The following is a 23,489-nucleotide window of genomic DNA, read 5'->3' as shown; positions in this document are numbered from 1 at the left end:
GTGGTGCATCTGCTGCGGGGTGCGACTCTTGCGGGGGTGCGTAAGCTGCCGGGGTTAAGGTGTACATCGTCGAGCGGCCCATCCGCTCTCGAACAGACAAAAGCCCTGCCTGGCCCAGCCATTTGATTGCAGTTTGGACCGTCCTTTCGGAAAGGCAGGTGCGTTCCGAAATGCGGGCTACAGATGGCCAGCAAACGCCCTCATCGTTGGCGTTGTCCGCCAACGAGATCAGCACAGCCTTTTGCGGCCCGCTCATACCTTGAAGCGGCCAGCACAAGCTCATGATTATGGTGCTCACTGCTGATCTCCAGTCTCAGATTCAACCGTGACATCGAGTCGTGACACGTTTCGTGATTGCCCCAATAGTGTCGGGACATAGTTCAAGGTATTGCTTGAATCGAGTTGGCTCTGCATAATCGGGGCTCTCTAGTTTTGCAGATCAGCCGACCTTCTCCGTCGGCTTTTTTGTGCCTGTGATTCAGGCGTTTAGGTGTCCGGCGCATCCGTGGTAGCTTTCTGCTTCCCAACGAAAAGGCCTTGGAGGCCGGACATATGAAAATCAGGAACAATCAAGTAGCGGATTTACCGGAGAACAGCGGATGGCCTACGCCGCTGGCAGGAGTGCTGAACCCAATTGATGACCCTTACGCCGCAGCTCAGCAGATGGCGGTAGCAATGATCAGCAGCGGTAAACTCACGTTCCCGAGTGACCCTGTTGAAGCAGCTGAAAAGACATATGAATTTGTCCAAGCGATCACCAAGCAATACCTGAAACTTCGGGATTTCTACGACGGTAGCCAGTAGGGCTAACGCTCAATTTCAACTGCTGGAAACAGAGCGGCGTATTGGTCGATGGCATCCATAACCGGGGTCATCGCCTCAATGCGGACAAGCCCCCCTTCGCCGCCCCGGGAAAACGCCTCTTGAGCGCAAATCAACCTTTTGAACCCATTAATCTTGCGAACCGCTTCTCGTACCGATGGCGCATTCGCGTTGCTTTTCTGGTCCATCGCTCACCTCTCTTAAGACTAGAATTCAGGCAGCCTTTAGCGATTCGCGCAGAACCTGCAGCGCGTCGATTGCTTCAAGGATTGCTTTCTCTCCCTGGGCTTTTTCGTGCTGGCTGATGTGGTTGTCAGCAGCCGCGTCGAAGATCAATCGCCCAACGTCGCCACACTCGGCTGACAAGTGACCCAGCGCGACCATCAATGGCTTGGCGACTGGCTTCTCGCGAGCCACCAGGTCAAAACCGAATTGATCAGCGAGAGCGATCAACGGACGCATGTCACCGGTGTGCAGCAGAATCCCGAAAAGGTGCTCAATCGTCAGGTGATGCGCCGCGTTGTCCGGGTTCGAGCGCTGAAGCAGGCTCACATGTGCCATGCACATTTTCCCCGCCAACCCCTCTGCCCCGCTTTCCTTGACGGTGGCGTGGCAAGCCCTCAAGAAATCTTCCATTCGTAAAACCTCAATTTTGTTTCCGTGGCACCGCTGACGCTGCTCGACGAGCATTCGTTCAACAGATCAGCGACAGGGATGACTTATGCAGCAGATTTTTGGGACGGAAACGGGCGCTGCTCATTTGCTTGGTAGCTCCCATCTGGGAGCTCAAGCACACGGATGTCCCGTTTTGCGGATAAGGCTTTATGGATGGCTGGGGCAGTAACTCGGAGTAGCCGTGCGGCTTCGGACTGCCCTTTGTCAGCCACGAACTTGTCGAGGGAAGTCTCATTCATAGTCGTGCCTCTGTTGTAGATGAGACAATGTTAACCATCTGTTAATTTTTAATCAATACCGATGGTTTCTTCTTATTTTTAACCATTGGTTTACATTCTCGCGATGACGAAAAAACGAATCCTTCCCCCAGATCGCATGGCCGAGTGTGAATCAGCTCACGCCCTGTTCTTGTCCAAAAAGAACGAGCTAAAGCTGAGCCAAAAGAAAATCGCGGATGCCGCCGGAATGACTCCTGCCGCCGTGAATCTTTATTTCAAAGGGATCAACCCCCTGAATGCGCAGTTCGCTTCTGTATTGTCCAGAATGCTCAACGAGCCAATCGAAGCCTTCAGCCCTAGGCTCGCAGACGAGATTCGGTCGATGGCTAGCAACGCCAAACCCTCTGCTGGAGGTACGGGTGCTGCGCTAAAGGTTCTTGAGATGATCCGCAAACACGCTGGTAAAGGGTTGGATGAAGCGGCGCAAAAGAAGATTGCTGATGCTGTAGCCGAAGGGCTTGCTGATGAGCGGGCGAACAATGTCGTTCCTGCGGATTTCTCCGGGCTTCGAGCGAAGCCTGATGAGATTTTAATTCCTCAGTACGACGTGCGTGGAGCGATGGGGCACGGCCAGTTGCCTGCCGACTACAACGAAGCAATTCGAAACCTCGTTGTGAGAGAGGATGTGCTGCGCGAGAAAGGTGTGACCTACACGTCGGCTGCAGCGCTGGCGATGATCACTGGCTGGGGCCAGAGCATGGAAGGAACGATCAACGACAAGGATCCGGTGATTGTTGACCGCTGCGTGAACGAGTTTGTCGGGGATGGCGTATACGTGCTCACCTGGCATGGACTGCTCTACATCAAACGCCTGCAGATGGTCGATGACGAACACCTTCGGATGATCTCCGACAATAAACATTACGAGAACCAGACTGCACGTATCGATGATGTAAGCATCCATGCGAAGGTTTTGCTGGTTTGGAATGCGCAGAAGCTTTAAGACGAAAATGGCACAGCCCTCGCGAAAGGCGAGTCAACAATAAAAAGGGTTTGTACAGGAGTTATCTGGCATGTTCGAACAAAGGAAACAGCTTTTCGCAGAGCTAGAAGCGGCTCGGAGCTCGAAGGTAATATCTTTCATTACAAGTGATCGACCTGGTCTGGAGACGCAAATTGCAGCGGATGCGGTAGATCTCTTCGTCAGCCATCTTGACGAAATTGGTGTAACTGAAAAAATTACGCTGTTCCTCTACACCCGTGGAGGAAGCACGCTAGCGGCATGGAATATCGTAAACCTACTAAATCAGTTTTGTGACGAGCTAGAAATCATCGTTCCTTCAAAATGCCATAGCGCTGGAACTTTGATGTCTCTTGGCGCAAAAACGATTGTCATGACCAAGCAGGCTACGCTGGGCCCAATCGACCCAAGCGTTAATACGCCACTCAACCCGCAAATTGAAGGTGCACCCATTGGGGTGCGATTGCCGGTCAGTGTTGAAGCAATAAAAGGCTATTTTGAGCTGGCGAAAGAAGAAATAGGTATAAACAACGAAGCGAACCTTACAGAAATCTTGCTCAAGCTCAGCGAACACGTCCACCCACTGGTGCTTGGCGAGGTTTACCGAAGCAGAACTCAGATTCAGATGCTTGCGCGAAAACTGATTAAGGGACAATTGCAGGAAGAAGCTCAAATTCAGAAGGTTATCAGCTTCCTATGTAGTGATTCGGGCAGTCACGACTACACAATCAACCGACGAGAAGCCAAAAACGAGTTGGGGTTAAACATCGAGAAGCCATCGGCGGACCTTTACACTTTGATTAACGCAATCTATACCGATATACACAACGAGCTTCAGATTTCTCAACCCATGGATTTGAATGCGGTCTTGGGAGGAAATCAAGTGGCACCGTATAGCTACAGGCGCGGACTCGTTGAAAGCTTGGCTGGCGGATCGCATTACTTTTCGTCGGAAGGCGTATTGTTTAGAATTGACCAACCAGGCGTTCCGCCACAGATAATTCCTATCCAAGACCAGAGAAATTTTGAAGGGTGGAGACACGCTCGATGAACCTTTTAGCGCAGAGCACTGCTACCTACGTCAATTATCTGACTCAAACATCAGCTGCTGCCTCAAGCTCATGGCAAACAAGCACGGCAAAAGATGATTGCACGATGACATTGATTAGAAATGCAAAAACTCAGATCATCCCGCCTCACTTGCCTGGCGCCCACCCAGTCGCTTCTAGAATCAAGTAAAAGCAAAATGCCCGGCCCAGTGCCGGGCTTTTTTTACCTTTCAGAAAGGCGCCGGTTCCTCGATCTTGTCCAGATCGTTTACTTCCATTACCCGATCGTCGTCTGTCGCCCTCTCCCACCTCAGTGTCACTGTGCCGTCGTCATTGAACGTCATCTCGATACCATCCGTTTCCGCCAGTACCTCCATCACCTCTTCCCATTCTCGGCCACCGTCAGTGTCCAAGCGATGGATCGTCACCCAGCGCTGAATCTGAGCCACGGGTGAGCCGATCATTGCGGACACTCTAAGACCCAGTCTCTCAAGCCCCGTCATTTGCTCCGGGATTTGCTGCTTCTGATTTTGTTTTTTGCTCACGCCACTCTCCTTGCGCTGTACATATATACAGCTATTAAGCAAAGCATAAGTCATTCTCTCCGAAAATAAATTAACCATCGGTATTGACGCATTAATATACCGATGGTTAACTGAATCTATCGCCGGATAGCAACCGGCCAGATGGAAGGCAGCGATGAACCGGCCTGAACGGTTTAGAGGGTTGGCAACTGACCCGGGCGTGCAGCGTAAAACGCCAAGAACAGTTATCTGGTGGGCCGAGCCGCGACCGGAGCAACAACTTGAGATAACCGTTGACCGACGCCAGTAGCGGGTCGCGGCAATGCGTCACGTAGGAAGGTTTCGGGACGCAATCGAAAGCCAGGTTCCGATCGGCCATTTTTACGCCTGCCTTTACCCGTCAGCACTCTCCCCTGCGCCCAACGGCAACCAGCAGGAGGCCCGAGAACTGACGAATAACCGCAACCCAACACTGAGGGATCAGCCATGCAATCAATCCTGCAGCAGCGCTTCGCCGGTCTTCAGGCCCTGCACCTCCGTTCATTCATCGCCACGTCCGAGTTCTACTCTATGATCGGCCAGGAACCACCCGCCCAGAAGGTCCGCTTTCAGGTTCGGGCTATCGGCAAGGCGTACCACATCGTCGATCTGGTCACCGGAAAAACCAAAGCGTTCCGCTGGACGCATGCCTCGGCGGTGGACACGGCCAACCAGTTCGAAACACAGGTCGCCCGCCTGCCCGGAGGTGCGCAGTGATTGGCGCACCAATGCCCAACCCGCGAGACTCAATCCTCGCGAACCCGAATCAAAACTAGAGCAGTACTTCGGCGCCGGCAAATCGGTGCAGGAAATCGCGCAAGGTGTCAGCGGCACAAAGGACGGCACATTCGGCACCACCCACACCAACAAACTGCGTGCTGAGCGGGACAAGGTGGCGCCTAGGCTGAAGGAGGTGGCCGAGGCCGGCACACCCGTCGCCAAGGCCGCGAAAGAATGCGGCATGGTAGCCAAGCGCGCCCGGCTCATCGCTCGCGAGAACAACTTCAAGTTCACATCGTGAAGCGCCTCAGCAACCAGGTGCGTCAGCGTCGACGACAGACATGGCTGGATATGCCGGCCCACGGAATTGAAGAGGCAGGCCATGGCCAAGAGCAACGCCGATATCCAGAGGGACAAGCGCGCCAAGGAGAAAGCCCTGCTGGAGCGAATCGGCGCCGTGAAGCGCACGCTGATTGTGTCGAAGCGCTTGCTGATGCACTTTAGGAGCAGGGCTAAGTACGACTTAAGTAATTAGACCACATTACGTACAGAGTTTTCACCGCGACTGTTAACTAGCTCATGAAAATCCTGAATGGACATTCCTTCCTCCAACATCATTATTTCTCTGCGTGACCATGCTGATAGGCCTCGATCAATTGCGGTGCTGGTTGCGCCACCAATAAAGATTTGATCGTGAACAAAGTCAGGAGGATTGTAGTTATCGTCAGAAAGTTGAAGATATTTTAGGTGAGGCCAAACACTTATGGCCACTTTCATTGCCTCGATAACAACTGCAGGACTCAATCGACAACCAATCCAAATAGACTCCTGCTTATAGGTAGACTTATCGTTAAATTTTGGGGAACGGTCGAAAATAGACGCATTAAAACCCTTATTCTTAAGCGCTTCAACTATTTCTACCGCACGAGGCAAATCAATCACATCAACAGAACAACCGTCCTTTCCTACTGCCTTATGAGTATCCGATTCAACATCCGTACTCTTACATTCCTCTGCTTCAATGACATCGTCATCGGTAGCACCTGTTTCGACACTACTAGCTACAGCAACCCCTTTAAATATCATACCTTCGGAGTAAGTACTCGTATCCTTAAGCCATTGAGCATAATCTGTTCCATCTTGCAAATGCGGTCGATACTTGGTGAGCATCAAAAGAACACAAGTGAAAACGATCAATATCGTTACCGTCGCAAATATCACAAGATAACCAGCAACCCATTCAGGCCGATTTATACTCGCCGCGCCACCCAAAAGTGCTGAAACTATCAATACGAGCATTGAAAACCAAGCAGCCATCAGCTGGAAAGGGCTGGTAATTTTTTCTGGCGTTAGTTTAGTCCCTGACACTTTTACTCCTCATCTATCAAATGTAAAAAACAAAAGTCCAGCAGGAAAGTTAGTCGAAACGTTGATCTCCTTAGGAGCCACAATGGACATAGTATACGGAAGCGTCTGCAGCGGCATCGAGGCCGCAACCATGGCCTGGCATCCGCTGGGCATGCGCGCCACCTGGTTCGCCGAGATTGAGCCATTCCCCTGCGCTGTGCTGGCCCACCACTACCCGAAAACGCCAAACCTCGGAGACATGACAAAACTCGGGGCCCTGGTCCTAGCTGGCAAGATCGAAGCACCCGACGTGCTGGTAGGCGGTACCCCGTGCCAAGCCTTCAGCGTCGCCGGCATGCGCCAGGGTCTGCTCGACCCGCGCGGCGCCCTCACCATAAAATACGTGGAGCTTGCAGATGCAACTGACTATGTTCGCACCAGCCGCCGAGAACCTCCCTGCGTTCTCGTCTGGGAAAACGTCCCCGGTGTCCTCAGCGACAAAGGGAACGCCTTCGGATGCTTTCTTGGCGCGCTTGCTGGGGAAGACTGCGAACTGCAGCCTTCAGGGAAGAAATGGCCGGACGCTGGTTGTGTGTATGGACCCAAAAGAACAATCGCGTGGCGGGTCTTGGACGCCCAATATTTCGGCCTGGCCCAACGACGCCGCCGTGTGTTCGTTGTCGCAAGTGCTCGAGACGGATTCGATCCCACCGAGGTACTTTTTGAGCGAGAAGGCGCTCGCCGGGATAACCCGCCGCGACGGGAAGAGAAGTCGGCACTTCATCCTACTCTCACGGCTCAAGGGGGAGGCTCTCTCGATGACCGAGAGGCATATGTGTTGGAAACCGCAGGCGTGCGACGCACCAGCGTGATTGAATGGGAGCGCTGCCAAGGATTCGCCGACAACTATACACAGATCCCTTGGCTTGGCAGGTCCTCTTTGGCTTGCCCTGACGGGCCTCGCTATAAAGCCATCGGGAACAGCAAGGCGGTCCCAATAGTGCGCTGGATAGGAAAACGGCTGCTTAACTCCCTAATTAAAATAGACTTCAAATAGCATCCACTTTCGTAGTCGTATAATGAGTACGTTCGTCCTCCCAGAGAATATCGCCACTGGGCAATCCAAACCTATAGTCTTCAAGCTTAACACTATCCAGATCGCCCTCAAAATAACTCAGAAAAACAACAGCTTCAGCAACTTTCTTATAGCGTGCCGAATTATTGCTAATTTCAATTATTGTCGAACCATCAGGCAACACCCTCAACGGTTCACTTTGAAAATATTCGTAAGCCACTTCAAACTCATAATCCAAGGCATACTTTGTTGACTCTCGGCTCACTTCAAGTACGCGACGATTAGAGCCAACGACATTTTCAATCTCACAGCTCGTCACACGATAACTACCACCTCCCTCTTCGAGGACACCGAAATCTTGATGTTCAAGATACTCTATCAATCGTGAATATACCTCTTGCTCTACAGCCAAAAACGCCTTATCCGCGAATGCAGCAGGCTCTACCCGCGTTAAGTGCACTGCAGAATTGACGAACTTTCCAAGATTGTCAGACCAAAGCAAATGAAACTCACCGCTGCAATAGTCTCTCATGTCCCCATCTGTACTTAGAACATGAATTCGAATTCCGTTCTCGATCGCGTATGACTTCAGAGACTCCAAAACAAATGCATCTCGAAACTCTTCAGTTTTCTTTTCGGAAAATGGCGGCAATAGTGAAAAATAATTCTCGAACACAACTTCAGCGGAGGCTAAATCAAGAGAGACCATTTCGATATTTTTTGTCGCCATAAATTTTTCAAACAAAGCAAACAGTTCATTCTCAACTACCTCACGTTCAATCCCCCTAAAAACAAACGTTTGTGAAAAGCTTGGCAGATTGCGTAATACCTTACCTTTATCACGAAGCGATCGAGCAGCATTGACAGCATCGGTTACTTGATTCTTTAGATGTCTTTTTACTTCTGAAACAGTTATAGAGGTAAATAGCAATGTAAGCTTATCATCTTCCAAAAGCCTCGTAACAGCCTGCAGGTCGGACGCAAAAAACTGATAATTAGCAGCATGATAGATACTGGTATCAATGAATAAATACCTTGATTTCAGATCAAACTTTTCGACAACTGCTGCTTCCACTCTTCTCTCCAAAATATTTAAACCAGCAATAACTATATAGATTTTTTATACAAACTCAAAATATGCGTTTGACTCATTACTACATTGCTAGCCCCACTCCACCGTCGGGCAGCATCCTTTCTCTACTGCGCCTAAATACGTCTCTGTTCAACTATTTATCGGATGTAGAGCGCTCAATTTCAACTACTTTCTACCGCAACCTCCGCGGCATGGAGCACGAAAATGGAAGCAGAAATTCTTTCGGACGAAGAACTTACCGCGCTTACTGGTTACAAGGCTCGAGCATACCAGCGCCGCTGGCTGCTGGATCGCCAGTGGGTATTTGTCGAAAGCCGCGGCAAGCGCCCCCTCGTTGGCCGGATATACGTCCGCATGAAGCTAGGCATGCTTTCACCGGCCATCGTCGATCCAACCCCTCCCTTGGCGATTCCGGAATGGACGCCTGATTTCTCGCGAGTGAATTGATATGCGTCCCCGCAAGACCGAGTATCACCATCTCCCCCCACGGATGTATCAGCGGTCCCGCAAACGCAAGAATGGTGCCGTTTGGACCGCTTACTACTACCGGGACCTACTCGGCAATGACATACCTTTGGGGAAAGAACTCGACAAGGCCAGGATCAAATGGGCTGAACTGGAAGCTAAGGAAAAACCCCTGGACCTGCGAACCATGAAGGGAATCTTCGACCGGTACATTCGCGACATCATCCCCAAGAAGGCGGCGCGGACGCAGAAAGACAACCTGGCAGAGATCAAACAACTTCGACCGATGTTCGACAGTGCTCCGATCGACTCAATCACTCCGGCAACGATCGCCGGATACCGGGATGCCCGATCGGCGAAGGTACGGGCAAATCGCGAGTTAGCCACCCTCTCCCACATTTTCAACATCGCACGGGAGTGGGGGCTGACGGCTAAGGAAAATCCCTGTCAGGGTGTGCGAAAGAACAAAGAAACACCGAGGGACTATTACGCGAATGACGTGGTTTGGGACGCGGTTTACAAGAAGGCAGCTCAAGAGCTGAAAGACGCAATGGATCTCGCGTACCTTACCGGGCAGCGGCCGGCAGATGTGCTGGTGATGCGAAAGGACGACGCAGTAGAGGGATATTTGGGGGTGCAGCAAAACAAGACGAACAAAAAGCTGCGTATTCAAATGACCACTGGCGGCGAAGCGAACAGCCTAGGCAGACTTATCGCCGAGATATCTGAGCGCAATTCTCGCCACGTCTCTAGCTATCTGATTGTTAGTCGGCATGGCAAACGAATGACCGCCACGATGCTGAGAAAGCGCTGGGACGCAGCCCGGGAGCGAGCAAAAATGGAAGCAATTGAAGCTGGTGACGAACTACTGGCTGGTCGGATTGGGGATTTCCAGTTTCGGGATATCAGGCCAAAGGCAGCCTCCGAAATTACTGATGTCGGCGAGGCGAGCTTGCTGTTGGGACACACCAAAGGCGACATCACCGAGCGGGTTTATCGCCGCGTCGGCGCCATCGCCAGACCTACAAAATGACCAAAAATGTGTTCCATAACTCAAAATTGCCCCCTTGTAGAATGCGGCCTGTAGCGATGCCAAGAACTGAGCGTAATGGAACGAAAAATCGCTACAGGCCGCTATTTTAAAGGCTTTACATAGCGGACTTGAAAACCGTCGACTGTAACAGGTCCATGAGTTCGAATCCCATCGCCTCCGCCATCTTTTTATACGACAAAGCCCTGATTTTTCAGGGCTTTGTCGTTTCTTGTTTCTGTAAAAAACCTCCCAGCCCATACCTTAGCCCTTGGCTTTTCGTAGTTCTACGTGGAACGGAAAAGCCAAAATATTTCATAACTAACTGCTTTTTAAACTATTTTTCGAGCTGAGCAGAATACTGAGTGCGACCACGATGCAAGCCTTGCGTCAGCCTGGACGTCATCGAACGCTGCCAAGAACTCTCAAATCGGTCATCTATACCATCATGGGTATAAAGGCCATGCCCTTTTTTGGTTGTTGCCTCCAACTCTGAAAGGGTTTGAGGACCACCTGGTGAAGCAAGCATCTCGGCAAATGCGAACGACATTGTGCCGTAATACAGATTGAGTACACGTTGACTGACATTTCTTCGATCAATGGCACTGAAATAATCGGTGGCATTTCGGAGCGCGAAAGCAACGCCCTCTCCCTTTGACACAATGGTCGACGGCTCAAGACTTAGGCTTTCAAGTTGAGCGCGACGGTCGACCATCTTTCGAGCAAGAGTCGCACTTTTTAACTGAGCAAGCCTCGCCCAGACTGCTTCTATCGGAGTTTCTGAAAGCAGCACTCGCCGCGGTGCCTGCAACTCTTCAATGCATCGCCGCCGCTTACGCTCTGCACCGCTTCGGAGCATCGGTACTGCTTAGCGTGATGTGCGGGTTTCTGTTGCTGTGCTTCGTCGCCACTTGGCGCCTGCCAAGTACGCAAAAAGGACAGTAATTACGATGTTCCGGTAGACGCAGTGTTGAGCGGAAAAAAAATCGATACCCGGCATCAAGCGAACACGGGGTGCGATGCATCGTGAATGAAGCGCATCAAGCTAGGGATGATGTGAGAAGCATCTGGCCCAACGCCTCTAAGGGTGGCCGAAGCAAAGTTGCGCTGCTTCGGTAATCCCACAAAATACAAACCCGGTACGTGCTCCGCCTTCCCGTTGCGCCGGGTCAGGCTTTCATTGCCTTGCGCTCAAAAATCCCCTGCTTTATAGCTCGACGATAGGTGCCATCATCCAGTACAGGGGTACTTTGGTCATTCAGCCAACGAGTCTTCTCCATCCATGTCCACTTGAGCCAAGCATGAAAATCCACACCGAGGATCTTTTGCGGAAAAAACCGAATCGATTCCCTTGTCGCCAATACGACGCTGCTGACTTGAGCCAACTCATGGGCAATTTGTACCGCTGAGTTGGCCGCACCTATGACCACTACTCGTTGATCACTGAAACCGTCAACATTTCGGAAATCAGCACTGTGTAAACGTTGCCCGTGAAAACTCTCCAGCCCCTGAATGTAAGGGATGAACGGCTGATTGAATCCGCCAGATGCCTGAAGCAAAAATAGTCCATCCTCCCTATACACTTTCCGGACTCGTATGTTCTGCCGAATGGGTAGCTGGAAAGCGTCCGCGTACTGCTCCAAATAACGTACGACTTCATCGCGTAGCGGATAGTGCTTAGCTTCAGCTGGAAACGGCATCCCAGGTATGGCTAAAGCTTTGTGGTCAGGTGAACGGCGAGAGGACGGGGTGGCGCCCTATCCACTAGGCTTGCTTGCTTATTCGCTGTTTCAGTTTGACCCGTATTGTCAGGACGGATCTTGAACCAGATGGAGTACATCGCGGGCAGGAACACCAGCGTCATGATGGTTCCGACGAACGTGCCTCCGATCAGCGTATAGGCCAGCGTCCCCCAGAAGACGGAGTGTGTCAGCGGAATGAACGCCAGGATTGCCGCCAGCGCTGTCAGCAGTACCGGGCGGGCACGTTGTACCGTGGCTTCGACCACTGCGTGAAACGGGTCCAGCCCTTCTTGCGCGTTGTGATGGATTTGCCCAATCAGAATCAGCGTATTGCGCATCAAAATGCCCGAAAGGGCGATTAGACCGACCAGAGCGTTGATACCAAACGGCTGCTGGAAGATAAGCAGTGTCGGCACCACACCAATCAACCCCAATGGCGAGGTGAGGAACACCATGATCATCGCCGAGATCGAACGGACCTGCAGAATGATGACCAGCAGCGTCATGGCAATCATGATCGGGAATAACGGCAACATCGCTTTACCGGCCTTGCCCGACTCCTCGATTGCACCTGCCTGCTCAATCCGGTACCCGCCAGGCAGCTTGTCTATGACCGGCTGCAGCTCCTTCATAATCACGCTCGAGACGTCCGGTGGCTGCAAGCCTTCGGCAATGTCGCCGCGCACGGTAATGGTCGGCGTGCGGTCACGACGTCGGAGGATCGGATCCTCCATACGAACATCGACCTCTCCCACCTGAGACAGCGGAATCCGCTGACCCGCCGTGCCTACCAGCGTAAAACCTTCTATCTTGGCGGGATCGAGCCTGATATCACCCGCTGCGCGACCAACAACCTGCACCGAGCGAATGTCCTCACGAACTGCGGTGATCGGTACTCCGGCCAGCAGGAACTGCAGTTGCTGCGCGACTGAGTTTGACGTCAACCCCACCGCCTCCAAGCGATCCTGATCCAGAGCGAAATGCAGCGTCGGCGTCAGCGGTCCCCAATCGGTGTTGACGGTTCTCATCATCGGGCTCGACTGCAACACGTCCTGTACCTGGCCCGCAATCTCGCGCAACGTTGACGGATCAGGCCCCATTACCCGGTAGGCAACAGGGAATGGCGAGTACGGCCCGAAAACAAGCTGAGTCACCCTGACACGCGCTTCTGGGGCAAGTCCCTCAGCCGCCGCTTCGCGGATACGGAACTTGAGGGTCTCGCGCTCCTCCTGGCTGTCCGTCAGCACCACAATCTTCGCGAACGACGGATCAGGGAGTTCCGGTGCCATCGCTAGATAGAAGCGCGGCGCGCCTTGCCCGATATAGGCCGTGACGATCTTTGCCTCATCCTGCTTTTGCAGCCAGGTCTCTATCTTGGCGGTGGTCGCGCTGGTCTGCTCAATGGAGGCTCCATAAGGCATTTGCACTTCAATCAATACCTCGGGACGGTCCGAGGTAGGGAAGAACTGCTTCTTGACCAGGCTCATACCGAGGATCGCCACGACAAACGAAGCGATGACAGTGCCAGCCACCAGCCATTTGCGAGCGATGACCCGCGTCAAAATCCGGCGGAAGCGGTTGTAGTTAGGGGTGTTGTAGATGGCCGCGTGACCACCCTCTACCTTCTTGATGTTCGGCAACATCTTCACCCCCAGGTACGGGGTAAAAGCGACCGCAACCACCCAGGAGGAAATCAGGGCAATGCCCACGATCCAGAACATGTTGCTGGTGTATTCGCCGGCGGTCGATTGCGCGAAGCCGTTGGGCATAAAGCCGATAGCGGTCACCAGCGTACCGGAGAGCATCGGCGCAGCGGTATGACTCCAGGCGTACGCGGAAGCTTTGATGCGGTCGTAGCCCTCCTCCATTTTCACCACCATCATTTCGATGGCAATGATGGCGTCGTCCACCAGCAGTCCGAGCGCCAGAATCAACGAGCCGAGGGTAATACGGTCAAAGTTCTTTCCAGTGGCCGCCATCACCACAAACACCACGGCCAACGTCAACGGCACAGCCGCGGCGACCACAACACCTACACGCCAGCCCATGCTGAGAAAGCAGACAAGCATTACCACAAGCAGCGCGACGAAGAACTTGACCATAAACTCGCCGACGGCCGAATCGATATTTACAGATTGATCGGTGACTTTGGAGAGCGTCATACCCAGCGGCATGCCTTCATTTATTTTGACTGTCTCCGCGTCCAACGCCTTGCCAAGGTCAAGACCGTTCCAGCCCTCACGCATCACGATCCCCAGCAACAAGGCCTCTTCACCGTTGTTACGCACGAGAAAGGTTGCTGGATCTTCATAACCACGTTCGATCGTCGCCACGTCAGAGAGTTTTAGCGTGCGCCCCTGGACCGCAATGGGTGTGTCACGAATCTTCTGCACTTTATCGAAGGCGCCATCCAAGCGGAGGAAGACCTGCGGCCCATTGGTTTCGATCGAACCGGCGGGCGTGAGCACGTTTTGATTATTCAGCGCGGCAAAGATGTCCTGAGGAGAGATGCCCAAGGTGGCCAACCGATCATGGGAAAAGGAAACAAAGATACGTTCGGGCTGCTCCCCAATAATGTTGACCTTCTTCACGCCCGGCACATGCAACAGTTGTTGGCGCAGCGACTCTGCATCACGTACCAACAGTCGCTGCGGCTCGCCTTTGGCTTTCAGGGCGAAAAGCGCAAATGTCACGTCCGAAAACTCGTCGTTGACCATCGGCCCGATGACACCCGCCGGCAGCTTCCTGGCCTCGTCGTCGAGCTTTTTACGCGCCTGATAGAACTCCTCCTGCACTTGCGAGGGCGGCGTGCTATCGAGCAGTGACACCATCGTGAAGGCGAGGCCAGGACGGGTGTAGGTTTCCGTGCGGTCGTACCATTTCAGTTCTTGCAGTCGTTTTTCAAGTGGCTCTGCTACCTGATCCTGCATCTCCTGCGCCGTGGCGCCCGGCCACGCGGTAATGACCGTCAACTGCTTGACCGTAAACGGAGGATCTTCCGCACGCCCCAGCTGAAAGAACGACAAGATGCCCGCAACGGCAATCAGGAAGATCAGAAACACCGTGATAGAGCGCTCTCGAACGGCGATCGCGGAAAGATTGAAGCGACCCTCGCTCATGGACGACCCCCGGCAACTTTGGCGTCATCCTGTTGAGGCAATCTTACCTCTTCACCCTCGCGCAACAGATGTGCGCCTAACGCTACGATCGGCTCACCGACCTTGAGATCGCCAGCGACTCGCGCTGAGTCGTCGCTCAAGCCCAGGACTTGAACAGGTCGCCAGGCCACCTTCGCCGGTGTACCGGCGATGACCCACACGCCAGCGCCTTGACCTGGGTCATAAACGGCAGCGATCGGTACTTGCAGCCCCTGCCCTTGCGTGGTGCTTTCAGCGATCCGAAGCGTGACGGTCGAACCTATCGGTGCATTGGCCAGCGCGCCCTCAAGCACATACCGCGCCTCGAAGGTGCGTGTCATTCGGTCGGCCGAGTCAGAAAGCAGCCTCAGCTTCGCTGTAACTGCACCCGTGGTATTGCCATAAAGCGTCGCCTGCGCGGTGGATCCTGCTGCGGGGCGCAACGTCTCGGGCAGGTGCACGATCGCTTCGCGCTGCCCTGCCCGCGCCAGTCGAACCACGGGCTGTCCCGGGCTGACAACTTGTCCGGGCTCGGCGAGCGTCTCCACCACAACGCCGTCGGAATCCGCAAACAACACCGCATAACCAGAAGCATTGCGGGCTACATCAGCCTGCGCTTCAGCGGCGCTAAGCTGCGCCTTTGCGGTATCCGCTGCGGCTTTGATCTGGTCATAGGCCGATGCAGAAATAGCGCCTGCGGCAACCAGACTGCGGTATCGCGCCTCGTCATCTGCTGTCTGCTTGGCTCGGGCTCGCGCGGCTGTGACCGACTCTTGCTGTGCTCGCGCCTGCAACCCTAGATCGATTGGGTCGAGGCGCATGAGCGGCTGACCACGTTTAACGGTTTGACCGGTATCAACCAGACGCTCAAGCACCTTGCCTGATACCCGAAAACCCAGGTCGCCCTGGACGCGGGCAGCCACTACACCAGTGAAGGAACGCGAGACGTCGGACGAAGCCTGAACAGCAGCGGACCTCACCAAAGGGGCATGCGTGCGCGGATCTTCAGCGATGGATGAATCACCGCACGCTGTCAGGACGAGAGGCAACAAGCAAGCGGCAATGGGGAAAGGTCGAAGCCGGCGCATAGGTTCCCTTACTTAAAAATAGGACGAGCGTCATATTCTCTGCCCAGTGACTATATGTGTCAATGGTCACAAACCATGAAACATCCAACTTCTCAAGCTCAACACAGAAACCACCGTTATCAATGAGGAAAACCAAAAATTCGCTCAAAACACCTCAATTGACAGGGTGTGACTATTGAGTAATATGGTCACAAATATCCTCTATTGAAGGAATCTCAATGCCTCCCCTCCGTCCAATTGCTCTCTTGGTCAGCGCCGGCTTATTGGCAGGTTGCGCGGTCGGTCCGGACTACCATCGTCCAGACGCTCCGCTTTCGGATCGTTACTTGGGTCAGCCTTCTGTCGAACAGCGGCGTGTAGCGACGCCGACCAGCCTTGTAGCTTGGTGGGAAGGCTTTGGCGATCCAGTGCTAACCGACTTCATCTCCAAGGCGCTTGAGCAGAATCTGGACCTGGCACAGGCGTCGGCGCGAGTCACACAGGCGCGGGCCGGACTAGGTGCTGCAAATGCCGCTTTACTCCCCTCAGGGAACATCAGCGGACAGGCCGTGCGCTCCTACCAGTCAATCGAGACGCCGCTCGGCCAGGTGTTGAACTCAACGCCTGGCTATGATCGGTACGGAAGTTCCTACGAGGCCAACATCGATGCCAGCTGGGAGGCAGATGTCTTTGGCGGCATGCGCCGTGGACGCGAGGCAGCTCTGGCCGAGTATCAAGCATCCCGGGCGGGCGTCGCGGCCACACGATTGGCTATCGCAGCGCAGACCGCCGATATCTACATCACTGTCCGCGGATTGCAGGCCCGGCTGGACATAGCGAATCGACAAGTCAAAACGCAGCAGGAGCTACTAGAGAAAGTCCAATTGCTCTACAGCAAGGGGCTCGCCGCCAACTATCAGGTTCGTCAGACCGAGGGGACCTTGGCGCAGGTCCAAGCGACAGTACCGGCCCTGCAGACCGGTCTGGATGCGGCCATGAATGCACTGGATGTCATGCTCGGCACACCACCAGGCACTCACCGCACGCAACTGGCAAGTGCGGGGAGCATTCCTGTAGCGCCGCAGTTGAAGGCGATGGGAACTCCGGCTGATTTGCTGCGCCGCAGACCGGATCTGATTGTGGCTGAGCGCCGTCTTGCGGCCTCAAACGCACGCATCGGGGAGGCTATTGCCGAGTATTACCCGAAGTTCTCCCTTAGCGCATTGCTGGGGAGTGCCACCGCTGTATCCGCAGGCAATCTTTTTACCAGTGGCGCCAGCCAGTCGGCGGGCGTACTGGGACTGCGCTGGAGACTCTTCGACTTCGGTCGCATAAACGCCCAGATCGACCAGGCCAAGGGGCAGGAAGCCGAAACCCTGGCCGCTTACCGTCAATCTGTATTGCGCGCCACCGAGGATGTCGAGAACGCGCTCTCCTCACTGGTGAATCGCGAAGCTCAAGCAACCACCCTCGCTGGGGGAGAAGCGTCTCTGACACAGGCTCGACAATCGTCGTTCATCGCTTATGAGAAAGGCACGGCCAGCCTGATCGATGTCCTGCACGCTGACGAGACACTGCTGCAGGCTTCCGATGCGCGGGCACAAGCACGAACGGAATCTGCACGAGCAGCGGTAGCGGCATTCAAATCACTCGGTGGTGGCTGGCAACCTTGGGATGTCACGGTGACGACTCGATGAAGCTTGAGGGGGAAAGGTCCGAGATGTGTTCTTAAAGGTCGGGAGGCAACGCGTACTCCCGACCGGACATCTATCGTGTAACAGCACTCAATTAGAAGCGGTAACTCACAGAAGTCCCAAGCCCGCTCGCACTGTTTTTATAGTTGGCACTGTATGCACCTCTGGTCGCCGAGGTGTCGTTGATCTGAACGCTCTCCTCCCACAGGTAGGAATAGGCAACATCGATCGTGACATTGTCCGCCGGCGTCCAGCCAGCACCGAAGCTGACAACCTTCCGGTCGCCCGTGGGAATACGTGGTCCCCGGTTGGTGTTGTTGGCGGGCGACTGATCAACCGACAGGCCTGCGCGAAGTACCCATTGGTTATTCAGTTGATACGCCGCACCGATAGCGTGAGCCCACGTATCGTGCCAATTCTGCTCTTCGGTAATGGTGCCCAGCGCGCCGCTCAACACAGGGGGTAAACCGGTGTTCTCGATGGTTAACTCTTTGAAGCGACTCCAGCGAGTCCAGGTGCTCCCCACGTAAAGGGTCCAGTCATCATCAAGCTGATGAGTCACCGAGAAATCCACTGACTCTGGGGTATCCACATCCAGCGAAGCGTCATAACTCCGGCCACTGACCCCCAACACGCTAAAGGTGCCGTCAGTGACCTTGGTCTTGGCATCCAATTGATAACTGACCTTGGAATGGTAGGTCATGCCCAAACGGGTTCGGTCTGTAGCCTGCACCAGGATACCGGCGTTGAAACCGAGGGCCGTGTCGTCACCAGTGCTTTTGAGTTTTCCGTCATTGCGACCAGGACTGAGTGGATTGGGCACCATTCCTGATATCTCACCGCTGATACGGTTGATGGTCGGACCGAACCCGATCGAAACTTTTTCGTTAAAGGCATAGCTGATGGTGGGTTGAAACGTAAGGGTCGTGACCTCGCTTTTGTTGGCGTAGTAACGCCCGGCAAAACCACTGCCATAGTCCGTCATCAGACCGAAAGGTACATAAAAACCCACACCGAACGCCCAATGCTCATCGATCGGTTTGACGTAGTAACCCATAGGCACAGTGGTGGTGGGCACCATGTCGCCGTCTTCCTGGCCTCCGAATGTACTGCGGGTGTGGCTTATGTCGGACTTGGCGAAAAGAGTCGCCGCCCCCACGCTGACCTGCTCCCTTTTCAAGCGAGACATTCCCGCGGGATTACCGAAGACCGTGCTTGCATCTTCAGCGGAGGAGGAACGACCGGCAAACCCGGATCCCATCCCACTGATGCTTTGTTCATTAAGAGCGAAGCCGCTTGCAAAAACGTTTGAGGATGCGAGCACGACAGCAAGGCCAAATGGGCTCTTGAGCACTATTTTTTTCATTGTTTGAACTCTATGGGTATCACTGAGATGAAACAGTAGAAGCGACACCGCCATATTTATTCATGTGACCATTTCAGTCAACAGTCACTAAGCAGATAAATAAAATGCCCTTCGACGGATGGGAAGAAGGGCAAAGTGAAAAGCCGTTTTGGTGATCTGGTGCTTACCCGGGTATGCCGTAAACCTTTAAGCCGAAGGTCAAGGCATGAGGCTACGCAAGATGAGGTTGGAGGTAAGCGTGGGCGCCTCCTCGACGAAATCGAGGTTGTACTGCAGCAGCAAAGGATTGACGAATGGCCGCAGCGCGAGATGTATCGATTCTACTGTCTCGTCCAGTGGAGTCTTGCGTTCAAATTCGCCAATCTCTCGCCCTTCCCGCACGATTTGTAACACGAAGCCTTTGATCTGTGCGTCATAAGCCTGCGTACTGGGCCAGCTTTCCGACGCCGCGAACGCTGCAATGTCATAGAGTTTTCGGTCGTTAAAGAACAGATTCACACCTGTGGCGATCACCGTTTTGACCAGACGTCGAAAGCGCTCCGTCGGCGACAGGTCTTCTACATTGATAGCCTGCGCCACCGCAGCGACGATTTCTGCCAGACAATTTGCGCAGATGGCTTCACCGATCGCCTGCTTGGAATCAAAAAATTTGTAGATGTAGGCCTTGGAAAACCCGATGGCCTTGGCCAGGTCGGAAACCGTGGTTTTGGCGTAGCCGTACTGACTGAAATGTTCATTGGCCGCCGCGACAATCTGGTCTCGAATGTCGTGATCGACTGGGCCACGTGGGCCGGGCGAAGATATTGATGGCTGATTCATGGGAATAGCTTACTCACCCTATCGAGGACTTACAAATTGTGACCAATGATATATATAGTCACAAATCAAACATTTGGAAACCACAGTTGATCAGATTTGAAACGGGCTGACTTTTTGAGTACGTCCAACATGGCGCATTAGCGTTCCAAAAGTTCATTGTCGCTAACGCTAGACCGTTCCATCCCCTTTGCCTCGTGCTGGTGACGAAGCTCAGCCCAGTCTATAAGGGCCGTCATAGCCGGGCCGAGTGCATGACCCAGCGCCGTCAGCGCGTACTCCACTCGCGGCGGTACCTCTGGGTATACGGTGCGCTGAACGATGTCGTCCTGCTGAAGCCCTTTCAACTGCTGAATGAGCATCTTCTGCGTGACATCGGGAATGAGCTTCTCCAGTTCGGAGAACCGAAGCGGTCGGCCTTTAGCGGCCATCAGCTCATTGATGATCACAATTTTCCATTTGCCCTCCAGAACGCGAAGCGTAGCGTTTATAGCGGCAGACCAGGCCTGCCGTCGTAAAGGGTTCTCACATTCCCACTCGCGCTCCATCGACACTTACCTTTTGGTGGGTTACAGACTAAAACGTCGGTTCTTGCGGATATTGCAGTGCTGATACTAACGTATTCGGACTTTGAATCCCTGGAGGCATTATGAAAATTGCGATCGTTGGTATTGGATCTATCGGCGGAACCCTTGCCCGCCGGCTTGTCACTGCTGGCCATGAAGTCAGTGTGGCCAACTCTCGTGGAAAAGAGGCGGTGAGTGCCTTTGCCAAGGAAGCAGGTGCCGTTCCTTGTGACTTGAAAGATGTCTTCGACGGCACCGATGCTGTGATTGTTTCCATTCCCCAGCCGGCTATGGCGGCTCTCCCAAAGAACCTGTTGGCCGCACTGCCATCCTCGGCTCCAGTGGTCGACACCAGTAACTATTACCCAGGTCTGAGAGACGAGCGCATCGCCGCTTTGGAAAATGGTCAAACGGAGAGCGTCTGGGTTAGCGAGCAGCTTGGCCGACCGGTAATCAAGGCCTTCAACAATATTCTTGCTTATTCGCTAGAGAATCTTGGTAAGCCAAAAGACGCCGAAGGCCGCCTGGGCGTAGCCGTTGCGGGGGACGATGAAAATCATAAACGTCTCGTAATGCAACTTGTCGATGAAGTTGGATTCGAGCCGGTCGACAGCGGCAGCCTGGAAGACTCGTGGCGTCAACAACCCTGCACGCCAGCGTACTGCTGCGATTACACCGCTGAAGAGATGCGCCCGGCGCTGAATGCCGCAGTCAGGGGTGCCGCCGCGCAGAAGAGAGAGGCGTTCAATGCGCAACTCCCTGCACTATTCGCCAAAAACCCTACTCATCATGACGTCGTTGAATTTAATCGAAGCTTCAACGCAGCCAGTTGAACTCCTCGTCCTACCCCTGCCCTCGCAACGCCGAAATATCCCGTTTGGGGGGGACGCCAAACAGACGGCTGTATTCACGGCTGAACTGAGACGGGCTTTCATATCCGACCTTGAAAGCCGCACTGGATACGTCCAGGTGTTCATTGAGCATCAATCGCCTTGCCTCATTCAGTCGCAGCCACTTTTGGTACTGCAACGGGCTCATTGTTGTGAGTTGACGGAAGTGGTGATGGAAGGTCGGAGTGCTCATCTGCACTCGGGCCGCCAGTTCATCGACGCGAAGCGCCAAGGCGTAATTCAACTTCAGCCAATCGATGGCTTTGGCGATCCGATAGCCTTGGCCATCGACAGACGTAATTTGTCGAAGTCGGCTCGCCTGATCACTCTGCAAGAGACGGTAGTGAATCTCGCGCTGGATCAACGGGGCAAGAACAGGGATGGACTCCGGCTCATCGAGCAGTGCCAATAAGCGCTCGAAAGACGCCAACAGTGCAGGGGTTACTGAACCAATTCCTACCCCCTTCGCAACTGTTCGATCACGGGTTGGCGGCAGGTCACTTTGCGCTATCAGCTCAGCCAGCATGCGCAGATCGAGTTTCAACGTCAGCCCCAGGCATGGCTGTTCCGGGCTTGCCGCTAGCACTTCTGAATTGGCAGGTAAGTCCAACGAGGTGATCAGAAATCGCGACGTGTCGTAGGGGTAGCCCTCGCCACCTACCCAGAGCTGTTTCTTACCTCGGGCGATGAGGATGATGCTTGGCTCGACCATGCAGACGATGGGCGGTGCTGGATGTTCGCGCCTGAAGAAGCCGAGGCCTGTAATGGCCGTTGTGGAATCACCTGGTTTCGAGATCTGCGCGCCGATGATCTGCGCAAGCCTTTCTTGTGGCGATGTCTGTTGAGGATTGGTGTTGGGTTTGTTCGTCATATTCGTCTTGTACCTCTTCACTGAACTCTAACTCGCCAACTCCCAACCGTCCTGCCAAAAAACAGAGACTCATAGAATCAGGCAAGTAATCCAGCGAAATGCACTACAGAGAGCCTTGGCAGACAGGGAAAATGTCCATCCGACAAATCCTTTGAGGTCTCTCCCATGCTTGTACAAGCCTATGGCGCTCACGCTGGCGACAAACCCCTTGAGCCGATGCAGATCAATCGCCGCGAGCCGGCAGCCCATGATGTTCAGATCGATATCGCCTTCTGTGGCATCTGCCATTCAGATTTGCACCAAGTGCGCGCCGAGTGGGCAGGCACGCAGTTTCCCTGCGTACCAGGTCACGAAATTGTCGGCCGTGTATCGAAGGTGGGCTCGCATGTTGCGGATTTCAAAGTCGGCGATCTGGTCGGTGTCGGCTGCGTCGTCGACAGCTGTAAACACTGTGACGACTGTGAGACAGGCCTGGAAAACTACTGCGACGGAATGGTCGGCACCTACAACTTTCCGACACCGGACGCACCCGGCTGGACGCTGGGCGGCTACTCGCAAAACATCGTGGTGCATGAGCGCTACGTGTTGCGCATCCGCCATCCCGAGTCACAGCTGGCTGCCGTCGCTCCGCTGCTTTGCGCGGGCATCACTACCTACCCCCCTCTGCGCCACTGGAACGCCGGTCCAGGCAAGAAAATAGGCGTGGTCGGCATCGGTGGCCTAGGCCACATGGGCATCAAGCTGGCTCATGCGATGGGCGCCCACGTCGTGGCGTTCACCACCTCTGAATCCAAGCGCGAGGCGGCAAAGGCATTAGGCGCCGATGAGGTCGTCGTATCGCGCAACCCTGAAGAAATGGCTGCACATACCAAAAGTTTCGACTTCATTCTCAACACCGTCGCAGCCCCCCACGATCTTGATGCGTTTCTGGTGCTGCTCAAGCGTGATGGGGCGTTGACGCTGGTCGGGGCACCGGCCTCGCCGCATCCCTCACCCAACGTTTTCAACCTGATCATGAAACGCCGAACGATTGCTGGCTCGATGATCGGTGGCATCCCGGAAACACAGGAGATGCTGGATTTCTGCGCCGAGCACGGCATCGTCGCCGACATCGAACTGGTTCGAGCAGGCCAGATAAATGAATCCTACGAGCGAATGCTCAAGGGTGACGTCAAGTACCGCTTTGTGATCGACAACTCCACATTGGTTGATTGAGCGCCTCAGATTCAAGAACGCAAATGGACACCATCCAAAAGTAAGGA

General features: G+C 54.0%; 25 protein-coding genes and 2 pseudogenes. 12 read left to right on the top strand and 15 right to left on the bottom strand.

What is annotated here, in order from left to right; translation table 11 throughout:
• On the bottom strand, positions 1 to 298 hold a 298-nt coding region (locus tag KGB23_RS14315), incomplete at its 3' end, for a helix-turn-helix domain-containing protein (protein ID WP_223431567.1).
• A gap of 254 nt (positions 299 to 552) precedes the next feature.
• Between KGB23_RS14315 and KGB23_RS14310 the strand changes: the two genes are divergently transcribed.
• Positions 553 to 804 carry a hypothetical protein gene (locus KGB23_RS14310; protein ID WP_223431566.1) on the top strand — a complete coding sequence of 84 codons (252 nt, stop codon included), beginning with the start codon at positions 553 to 555 and terminating at the stop codon, positions 802 to 804.
• A 2-nt stretch (positions 805 to 806) separates the two neighbouring features.
• Here KGB23_RS14310 and KGB23_RS14305 read toward each other — a convergent pair whose 3' ends face one another.
• From KGB23_RS14305 to KGB23_RS14295, 3 genes are all read right to left on the bottom strand, one after another.
• Complete coding sequence (locus KGB23_RS14305; protein WP_223431565.1) at positions 807 to 1,010, bottom strand: hypothetical protein; 204 nt, start codon at positions 1,008 to 1,010, stop codon at positions 807 to 809.
• 25 nt (positions 1,011 to 1,035) lie between these two features.
• Positions 1,036 to 1,458, bottom strand: coding sequence for a phage regulatory CII family protein (locus tag KGB23_RS14300; protein ID WP_223431570.1), 423 nt, complete (start codon positions 1,456 to 1,458; stop codon positions 1,036 to 1,038).
• 83 nt (positions 1,459 to 1,541) lie between these two features.
• The gene (locus KGB23_RS14295) at positions 1,542 to 1,736 is read right to left on the bottom strand and encodes a Cro/CI family transcriptional regulator (RefSeq protein ID WP_223431564.1); all 195 of its coding nucleotides are present in this window, start codon (positions 1,734 to 1,736) and stop codon (positions 1,542 to 1,544) included.
• A gap of 103 nt (positions 1,737 to 1,839) precedes the next feature.
• Between KGB23_RS14295 and KGB23_RS14290 the strand changes: the two genes are divergently transcribed.
• The gene (locus KGB23_RS14290) at positions 1,840 to 2,718 is read left to right on the top strand and encodes a S24 family peptidase (RefSeq protein ID WP_223431563.1); all 879 of its coding nucleotides are present in this window, start codon (positions 1,840 to 1,842) and stop codon (positions 2,716 to 2,718) included.
• 70 nt (positions 2,719 to 2,788) lie between these two features.
• Complete coding sequence (locus KGB23_RS14285; protein WP_223431562.1) at positions 2,789 to 3,787, top strand: SDH family Clp fold serine proteinase; 999 nt, start codon at positions 2,789 to 2,791, stop codon at positions 3,785 to 3,787.
• Positions 3,788 to 4,015: 228 nt separating this feature from the next.
• On the opposite strand, the gene KGB23_RS14280 is transcribed toward KGB23_RS14285, so the two are convergent.
• A complete protein-coding gene (locus tag KGB23_RS14280) occupies positions 4,016 to 4,330 on the bottom strand; it encodes a DUF1654 domain-containing protein (RefSeq protein ID WP_223431561.1) in 315 nt (104 codons plus the stop codon).
• 465 nt (positions 4,331 to 4,795) lie between these two features.
• On the opposite strand from KGB23_RS14280, the gene KGB23_RS14275 reads away from it, so the two are divergent.
• From KGB23_RS14275 to KGB23_RS14265, 3 genes are all read left to right on the top strand, one after another.
• A complete protein-coding gene (locus KGB23_RS14275; RefSeq protein WP_223431560.1) occupies positions 4,796 to 5,065 on the top strand; it encodes a hypothetical protein in 270 nt (89 codons plus the stop codon).
• Positions 5,055 to 5,369 (top strand): hypothetical protein, encoded by a 315-nt coding sequence (locus KGB23_RS14270; RefSeq protein WP_223431559.1) that lies wholly within the window; start codon positions 5,055 to 5,057, stop codon positions 5,367 to 5,369. Before KGB23_RS14275 ends, KGB23_RS14270 begins: the two co-directional genes overlap by 11 nt.
• A gap of 81 nt (positions 5,370 to 5,450) precedes the next feature.
• Positions 5,451 to 5,603, top strand: coding sequence for a hypothetical protein (locus KGB23_RS14265; protein WP_223431558.1), 153 nt, complete (start codon positions 5,451 to 5,453; stop codon positions 5,601 to 5,603).
• Here the strand turns inward: KGB23_RS14265 and KGB23_RS14260 are convergent.
• The gene (locus tag KGB23_RS14260; protein WP_223431557.1) at positions 5,600 to 6,436 is read right to left on the bottom strand and encodes a hypothetical protein; all 837 of its coding nucleotides are present in this window, start codon (positions 6,434 to 6,436) and stop codon (positions 5,600 to 5,602) included. The genes KGB23_RS14265 and KGB23_RS14260 overlap by 4 nt on opposite strands.
• An 82-nt stretch (positions 6,437 to 6,518) precedes the next feature.
• Between KGB23_RS14260 and KGB23_RS14255 the strand changes: the two are divergent.
• Positions 6,519 to 7,184 (top strand): annotated as a pseudogene (locus tag KGB23_RS14255) (DNA cytosine methyltransferase); the annotation flags it as partial.
• A 280-nt stretch (positions 7,185 to 7,464) separates the two neighbouring features.
• On the opposite strand, the gene KGB23_RS14250 reads toward KGB23_RS14255, so the two are convergent.
• Positions 7,465 to 8,565, bottom strand: a complete 1,101-nt coding sequence (locus tag KGB23_RS14250; protein ID WP_223431555.1) for a PIN domain-containing protein — start codon at positions 8,563 to 8,565, stop codon at positions 7,465 to 7,467.
• Positions 8,566 to 8,787: 222 nt separating this feature from the next.
• Here KGB23_RS14250 and KGB23_RS14245 point away from each other — a divergent pair, with 222 nt between their 5' ends.
• Together KGB23_RS14245 and KGB23_RS14240 are read left to right on the top strand one after the other, a co-directional pair.
• Positions 8,788 to 9,030, top strand: a complete 243-nt coding sequence (locus tag KGB23_RS14245; RefSeq protein ID WP_223431554.1) for a DUF4224 domain-containing protein — start codon at positions 8,788 to 8,790, stop codon at positions 9,028 to 9,030.
• A 1-nt stretch (position 9,031) separates the two neighbouring features.
• Positions 9,032 to 10,081 (top strand): tyrosine-type recombinase/integrase, encoded by a 1,050-nt coding sequence (locus tag KGB23_RS14240; protein ID WP_223431553.1) that lies wholly within the window; start codon positions 9,032 to 9,034, stop codon positions 10,079 to 10,081.
• 334 nt (positions 10,082 to 10,415) lie between these two features.
• On the opposite strand, the gene KGB23_RS14235 is transcribed toward KGB23_RS14240, so the two are convergent.
• From KGB23_RS14235 to KGB23_RS14220, 4 genes and pseudogenes are all read right to left on the bottom strand, one after another.
• Positions 10,416 to 10,871, bottom strand: a complete 456-nt coding sequence (locus tag KGB23_RS14235; protein ID WP_223431552.1) for a hypothetical protein — start codon at positions 10,869 to 10,871, stop codon at positions 10,416 to 10,418.
• A gap of 206 nt (positions 10,872 to 11,077) precedes the next feature.
• A pseudogene (locus KGB23_RS14230) lies at positions 11,078 to 11,790 on the bottom strand (NAD(P)-binding domain-containing protein); the annotation flags it as partial.
• A complete protein-coding gene (locus KGB23_RS14225; RefSeq protein WP_223431550.1) occupies positions 11,790 to 14,939 on the bottom strand; it encodes an efflux RND transporter permease subunit in 3,150 nt (1,049 codons plus the stop codon). The pseudogene KGB23_RS14230 and the gene KGB23_RS14225, both read right to left, overlap by 1 nt.
• The gene (locus KGB23_RS14220; protein WP_223431549.1) at positions 14,936 to 16,045 is read right to left on the bottom strand and encodes an efflux RND transporter periplasmic adaptor subunit; all 1,110 of its coding nucleotides are present in this window, start codon (positions 16,043 to 16,045) and stop codon (positions 14,936 to 14,938) included. The genes KGB23_RS14225 and KGB23_RS14220 overlap by 4 nt, the downstream gene beginning before the upstream one ends.
• A gap of 218 nt (positions 16,046 to 16,263) precedes the next feature.
• Between KGB23_RS14220 and KGB23_RS14215 the strand changes: the two genes are divergently transcribed.
• The gene (locus KGB23_RS14215) at positions 16,264 to 17,721 is read left to right on the top strand and encodes an efflux transporter outer membrane subunit (protein ID WP_223431548.1); all 1,458 of its coding nucleotides are present in this window, start codon (positions 16,264 to 16,266) and stop codon (positions 17,719 to 17,721) included.
• 91 nt (positions 17,722 to 17,812) lie between these two features.
• Here KGB23_RS14215 and KGB23_RS14210 read toward each other — a convergent pair whose 3' ends face one another.
• The 3 genes from KGB23_RS14210 to KGB23_RS14200 form a co-directional block, all read right to left on the bottom strand.
• Positions 17,813 to 19,084: an OmpP1/FadL family transporter gene (locus tag KGB23_RS14210; protein ID WP_223431547.1), complete on the bottom strand. Its 1,272-nt coding sequence runs from the start codon at positions 19,082 to 19,084 to the stop codon at positions 17,813 to 17,815.
• A gap of 198 nt (positions 19,085 to 19,282) precedes the next feature.
• Positions 19,283 to 19,903, bottom strand: coding sequence for a TetR/AcrR family transcriptional regulator (locus KGB23_RS14205; RefSeq protein WP_223431546.1), 621 nt, complete (start codon positions 19,901 to 19,903; stop codon positions 19,283 to 19,285).
• A gap of 137 nt (positions 19,904 to 20,040) precedes the next feature.
• On the bottom strand, positions 20,041 to 20,448 hold the full coding sequence (locus KGB23_RS14200; protein ID WP_263288617.1) for a winged helix-turn-helix transcriptional regulator: 408 nt from the start codon (positions 20,446 to 20,448) through the stop codon (positions 20,041 to 20,043).
• Positions 20,449 to 20,549: 101 nt separating this feature from the next.
• On the opposite strand from KGB23_RS14200, the gene KGB23_RS14195 reads away from it, so the two are divergent.
• Positions 20,550 to 21,299: an NADPH-dependent F420 reductase gene (locus KGB23_RS14195; RefSeq protein ID WP_223431544.1), complete on the top strand. Its 750-nt coding sequence runs from the start codon at positions 20,550 to 20,552 to the stop codon at positions 21,297 to 21,299.
• Positions 21,300 to 21,309: 10 nt separating this feature from the next.
• Here KGB23_RS14195 and KGB23_RS14190 read toward each other — a convergent pair whose 3' ends face one another.
• Positions 21,310 to 22,227, bottom strand: a complete 918-nt coding sequence (locus KGB23_RS14190) for an AraC family transcriptional regulator (protein WP_223431543.1) — start codon at positions 22,225 to 22,227, stop codon at positions 21,310 to 21,312.
• A 165-nt stretch (positions 22,228 to 22,392) separates the two neighbouring features.
• Between KGB23_RS14190 and KGB23_RS14185 the strand changes: the two genes are divergently transcribed.
• A complete protein-coding gene (locus tag KGB23_RS14185) occupies positions 22,393 to 23,442 on the top strand; it encodes an NAD(P)-dependent alcohol dehydrogenase (RefSeq protein ID WP_223431542.1) in 1,050 nt (349 codons plus the stop codon).
• Positions 23,443 to 23,489: the final 47 nt, after the last annotated feature.

It is taken from the genome of Pseudomonas sp. GL-B-26 (genome assembly GCF_019947405.1).
Classification (GTDB): Bacteria; Pseudomonadota; Gammaproteobacteria; order Pseudomonadales; family Pseudomonadaceae; genus Aquipseudomonas.
The sequence above is the reverse complement of the archived record's forward strand: the minus strand, read 5'-3'. Positions and strand labels throughout refer to the sequence as shown.

What these genes read in the sequence shown, in the direction of transcription:
- KGB23_RS14310 (WP_223431566.1), top strand. Translation starts at nt 553, where the DNA reads ATGAAAATCAGGAACAATCAAGTAGCGGATTTACCGGAGAACAGCGGA.
- KGB23_RS14290 (WP_223431563.1), top strand. Translation starts at nt 1,840, where the DNA reads ATGACGAAAAAACGAATCCTTCCCCCAGATCGCATGGCCGAGTGTGAA.
- KGB23_RS14220 (WP_223431549.1), bottom strand. Translation starts at nt 16,045, where the DNA reads ATGCGCCGGCTTCGACCTTTCCCCATTGCCGCTTGCTTGTTGCCTCTC.
- KGB23_RS14210 (WP_223431547.1), bottom strand. Translation starts at nt 19,084, where the DNA reads ATGAAAAAAATAGTGCTCAAGAGCCCATTTGGCCTTGCTGTCGTGCTC.
- KGB23_RS14265 (WP_223431558.1), top strand. Translation starts at nt 5,451, where the DNA reads ATGGCCAAGAGCAACGCCGATATCCAGAGGGACAAGCGCGCCAAGGAG.
- KGB23_RS14245 (WP_223431554.1), top strand. Translation starts at nt 8,788, where the DNA reads ATGGAAGCAGAAATTCTTTCGGACGAAGAACTTACCGCGCTTACTGGT.
- KGB23_RS14295 (WP_223431564.1), bottom strand. Translation starts at nt 1,736, where the DNA reads ATGAATGAGACTTCCCTCGACAAGTTCGTGGCTGACAAAGGGCAGTCC.
- KGB23_RS14195 (WP_223431544.1), top strand. Translation starts at nt 20,550, where the DNA reads ATGAAAATTGCGATCGTTGGTATTGGATCTATCGGCGGAACCCTTGCC.
- KGB23_RS14240 (WP_223431553.1), top strand. Translation starts at nt 9,032, where the DNA reads ATGCGTCCCCGCAAGACCGAGTATCACCATCTCCCCCCACGGATGTAT.
- KGB23_RS14185 (WP_223431542.1), top strand. Translation starts at nt 22,393, where the DNA reads ATGCTTGTACAAGCCTATGGCGCTCACGCTGGCGACAAACCCCTTGAG.
- KGB23_RS14275 (WP_223431560.1), top strand. Translation starts at nt 4,796, where the DNA reads ATGCAATCAATCCTGCAGCAGCGCTTCGCCGGTCTTCAGGCCCTGCAC.
- KGB23_RS14225 (WP_223431550.1), bottom strand. Translation starts at nt 14,939, where the DNA reads ATGAGCGAGGGTCGCTTCAATCTTTCCGCGATCGCCGTTCGAGAGCGC.
- KGB23_RS14200 (WP_263288617.1), bottom strand. Translation starts at nt 20,448, where the DNA reads ATGGAGCGCGAGTGGGAATGTGAGAACCCTTTACGACGGCAGGCCTGG.
- KGB23_RS14305 (WP_223431565.1), bottom strand. Translation starts at nt 1,010, where the DNA reads ATGGACCAGAAAAGCAACGCGAATGCGCCATCGGTACGAGAAGCGGTT.
- KGB23_RS14285 (WP_223431562.1), top strand. Translation starts at nt 2,789, where the DNA reads ATGTTCGAACAAAGGAAACAGCTTTTCGCAGAGCTAGAAGCGGCTCGG.
- KGB23_RS14215 (WP_223431548.1), top strand. Translation starts at nt 16,264, where the DNA reads ATGCCTCCCCTCCGTCCAATTGCTCTCTTGGTCAGCGCCGGCTTATTG.
- KGB23_RS14205 (WP_223431546.1), bottom strand. Translation starts at nt 19,903, where the DNA reads ATGAATCAGCCATCAATATCTTCGCCCGGCCCACGTGGCCCAGTCGAT.
- KGB23_RS14300 (WP_223431570.1), bottom strand. Translation starts at nt 1,458, where the DNA reads ATGGAAGATTTCTTGAGGGCTTGCCACGCCACCGTCAAGGAAAGCGGG.
- KGB23_RS14190 (WP_223431543.1), bottom strand. Translation starts at nt 22,227, where the DNA reads ATGACGAACAAACCCAACACCAATCCTCAACAGACATCGCCACAAGAA.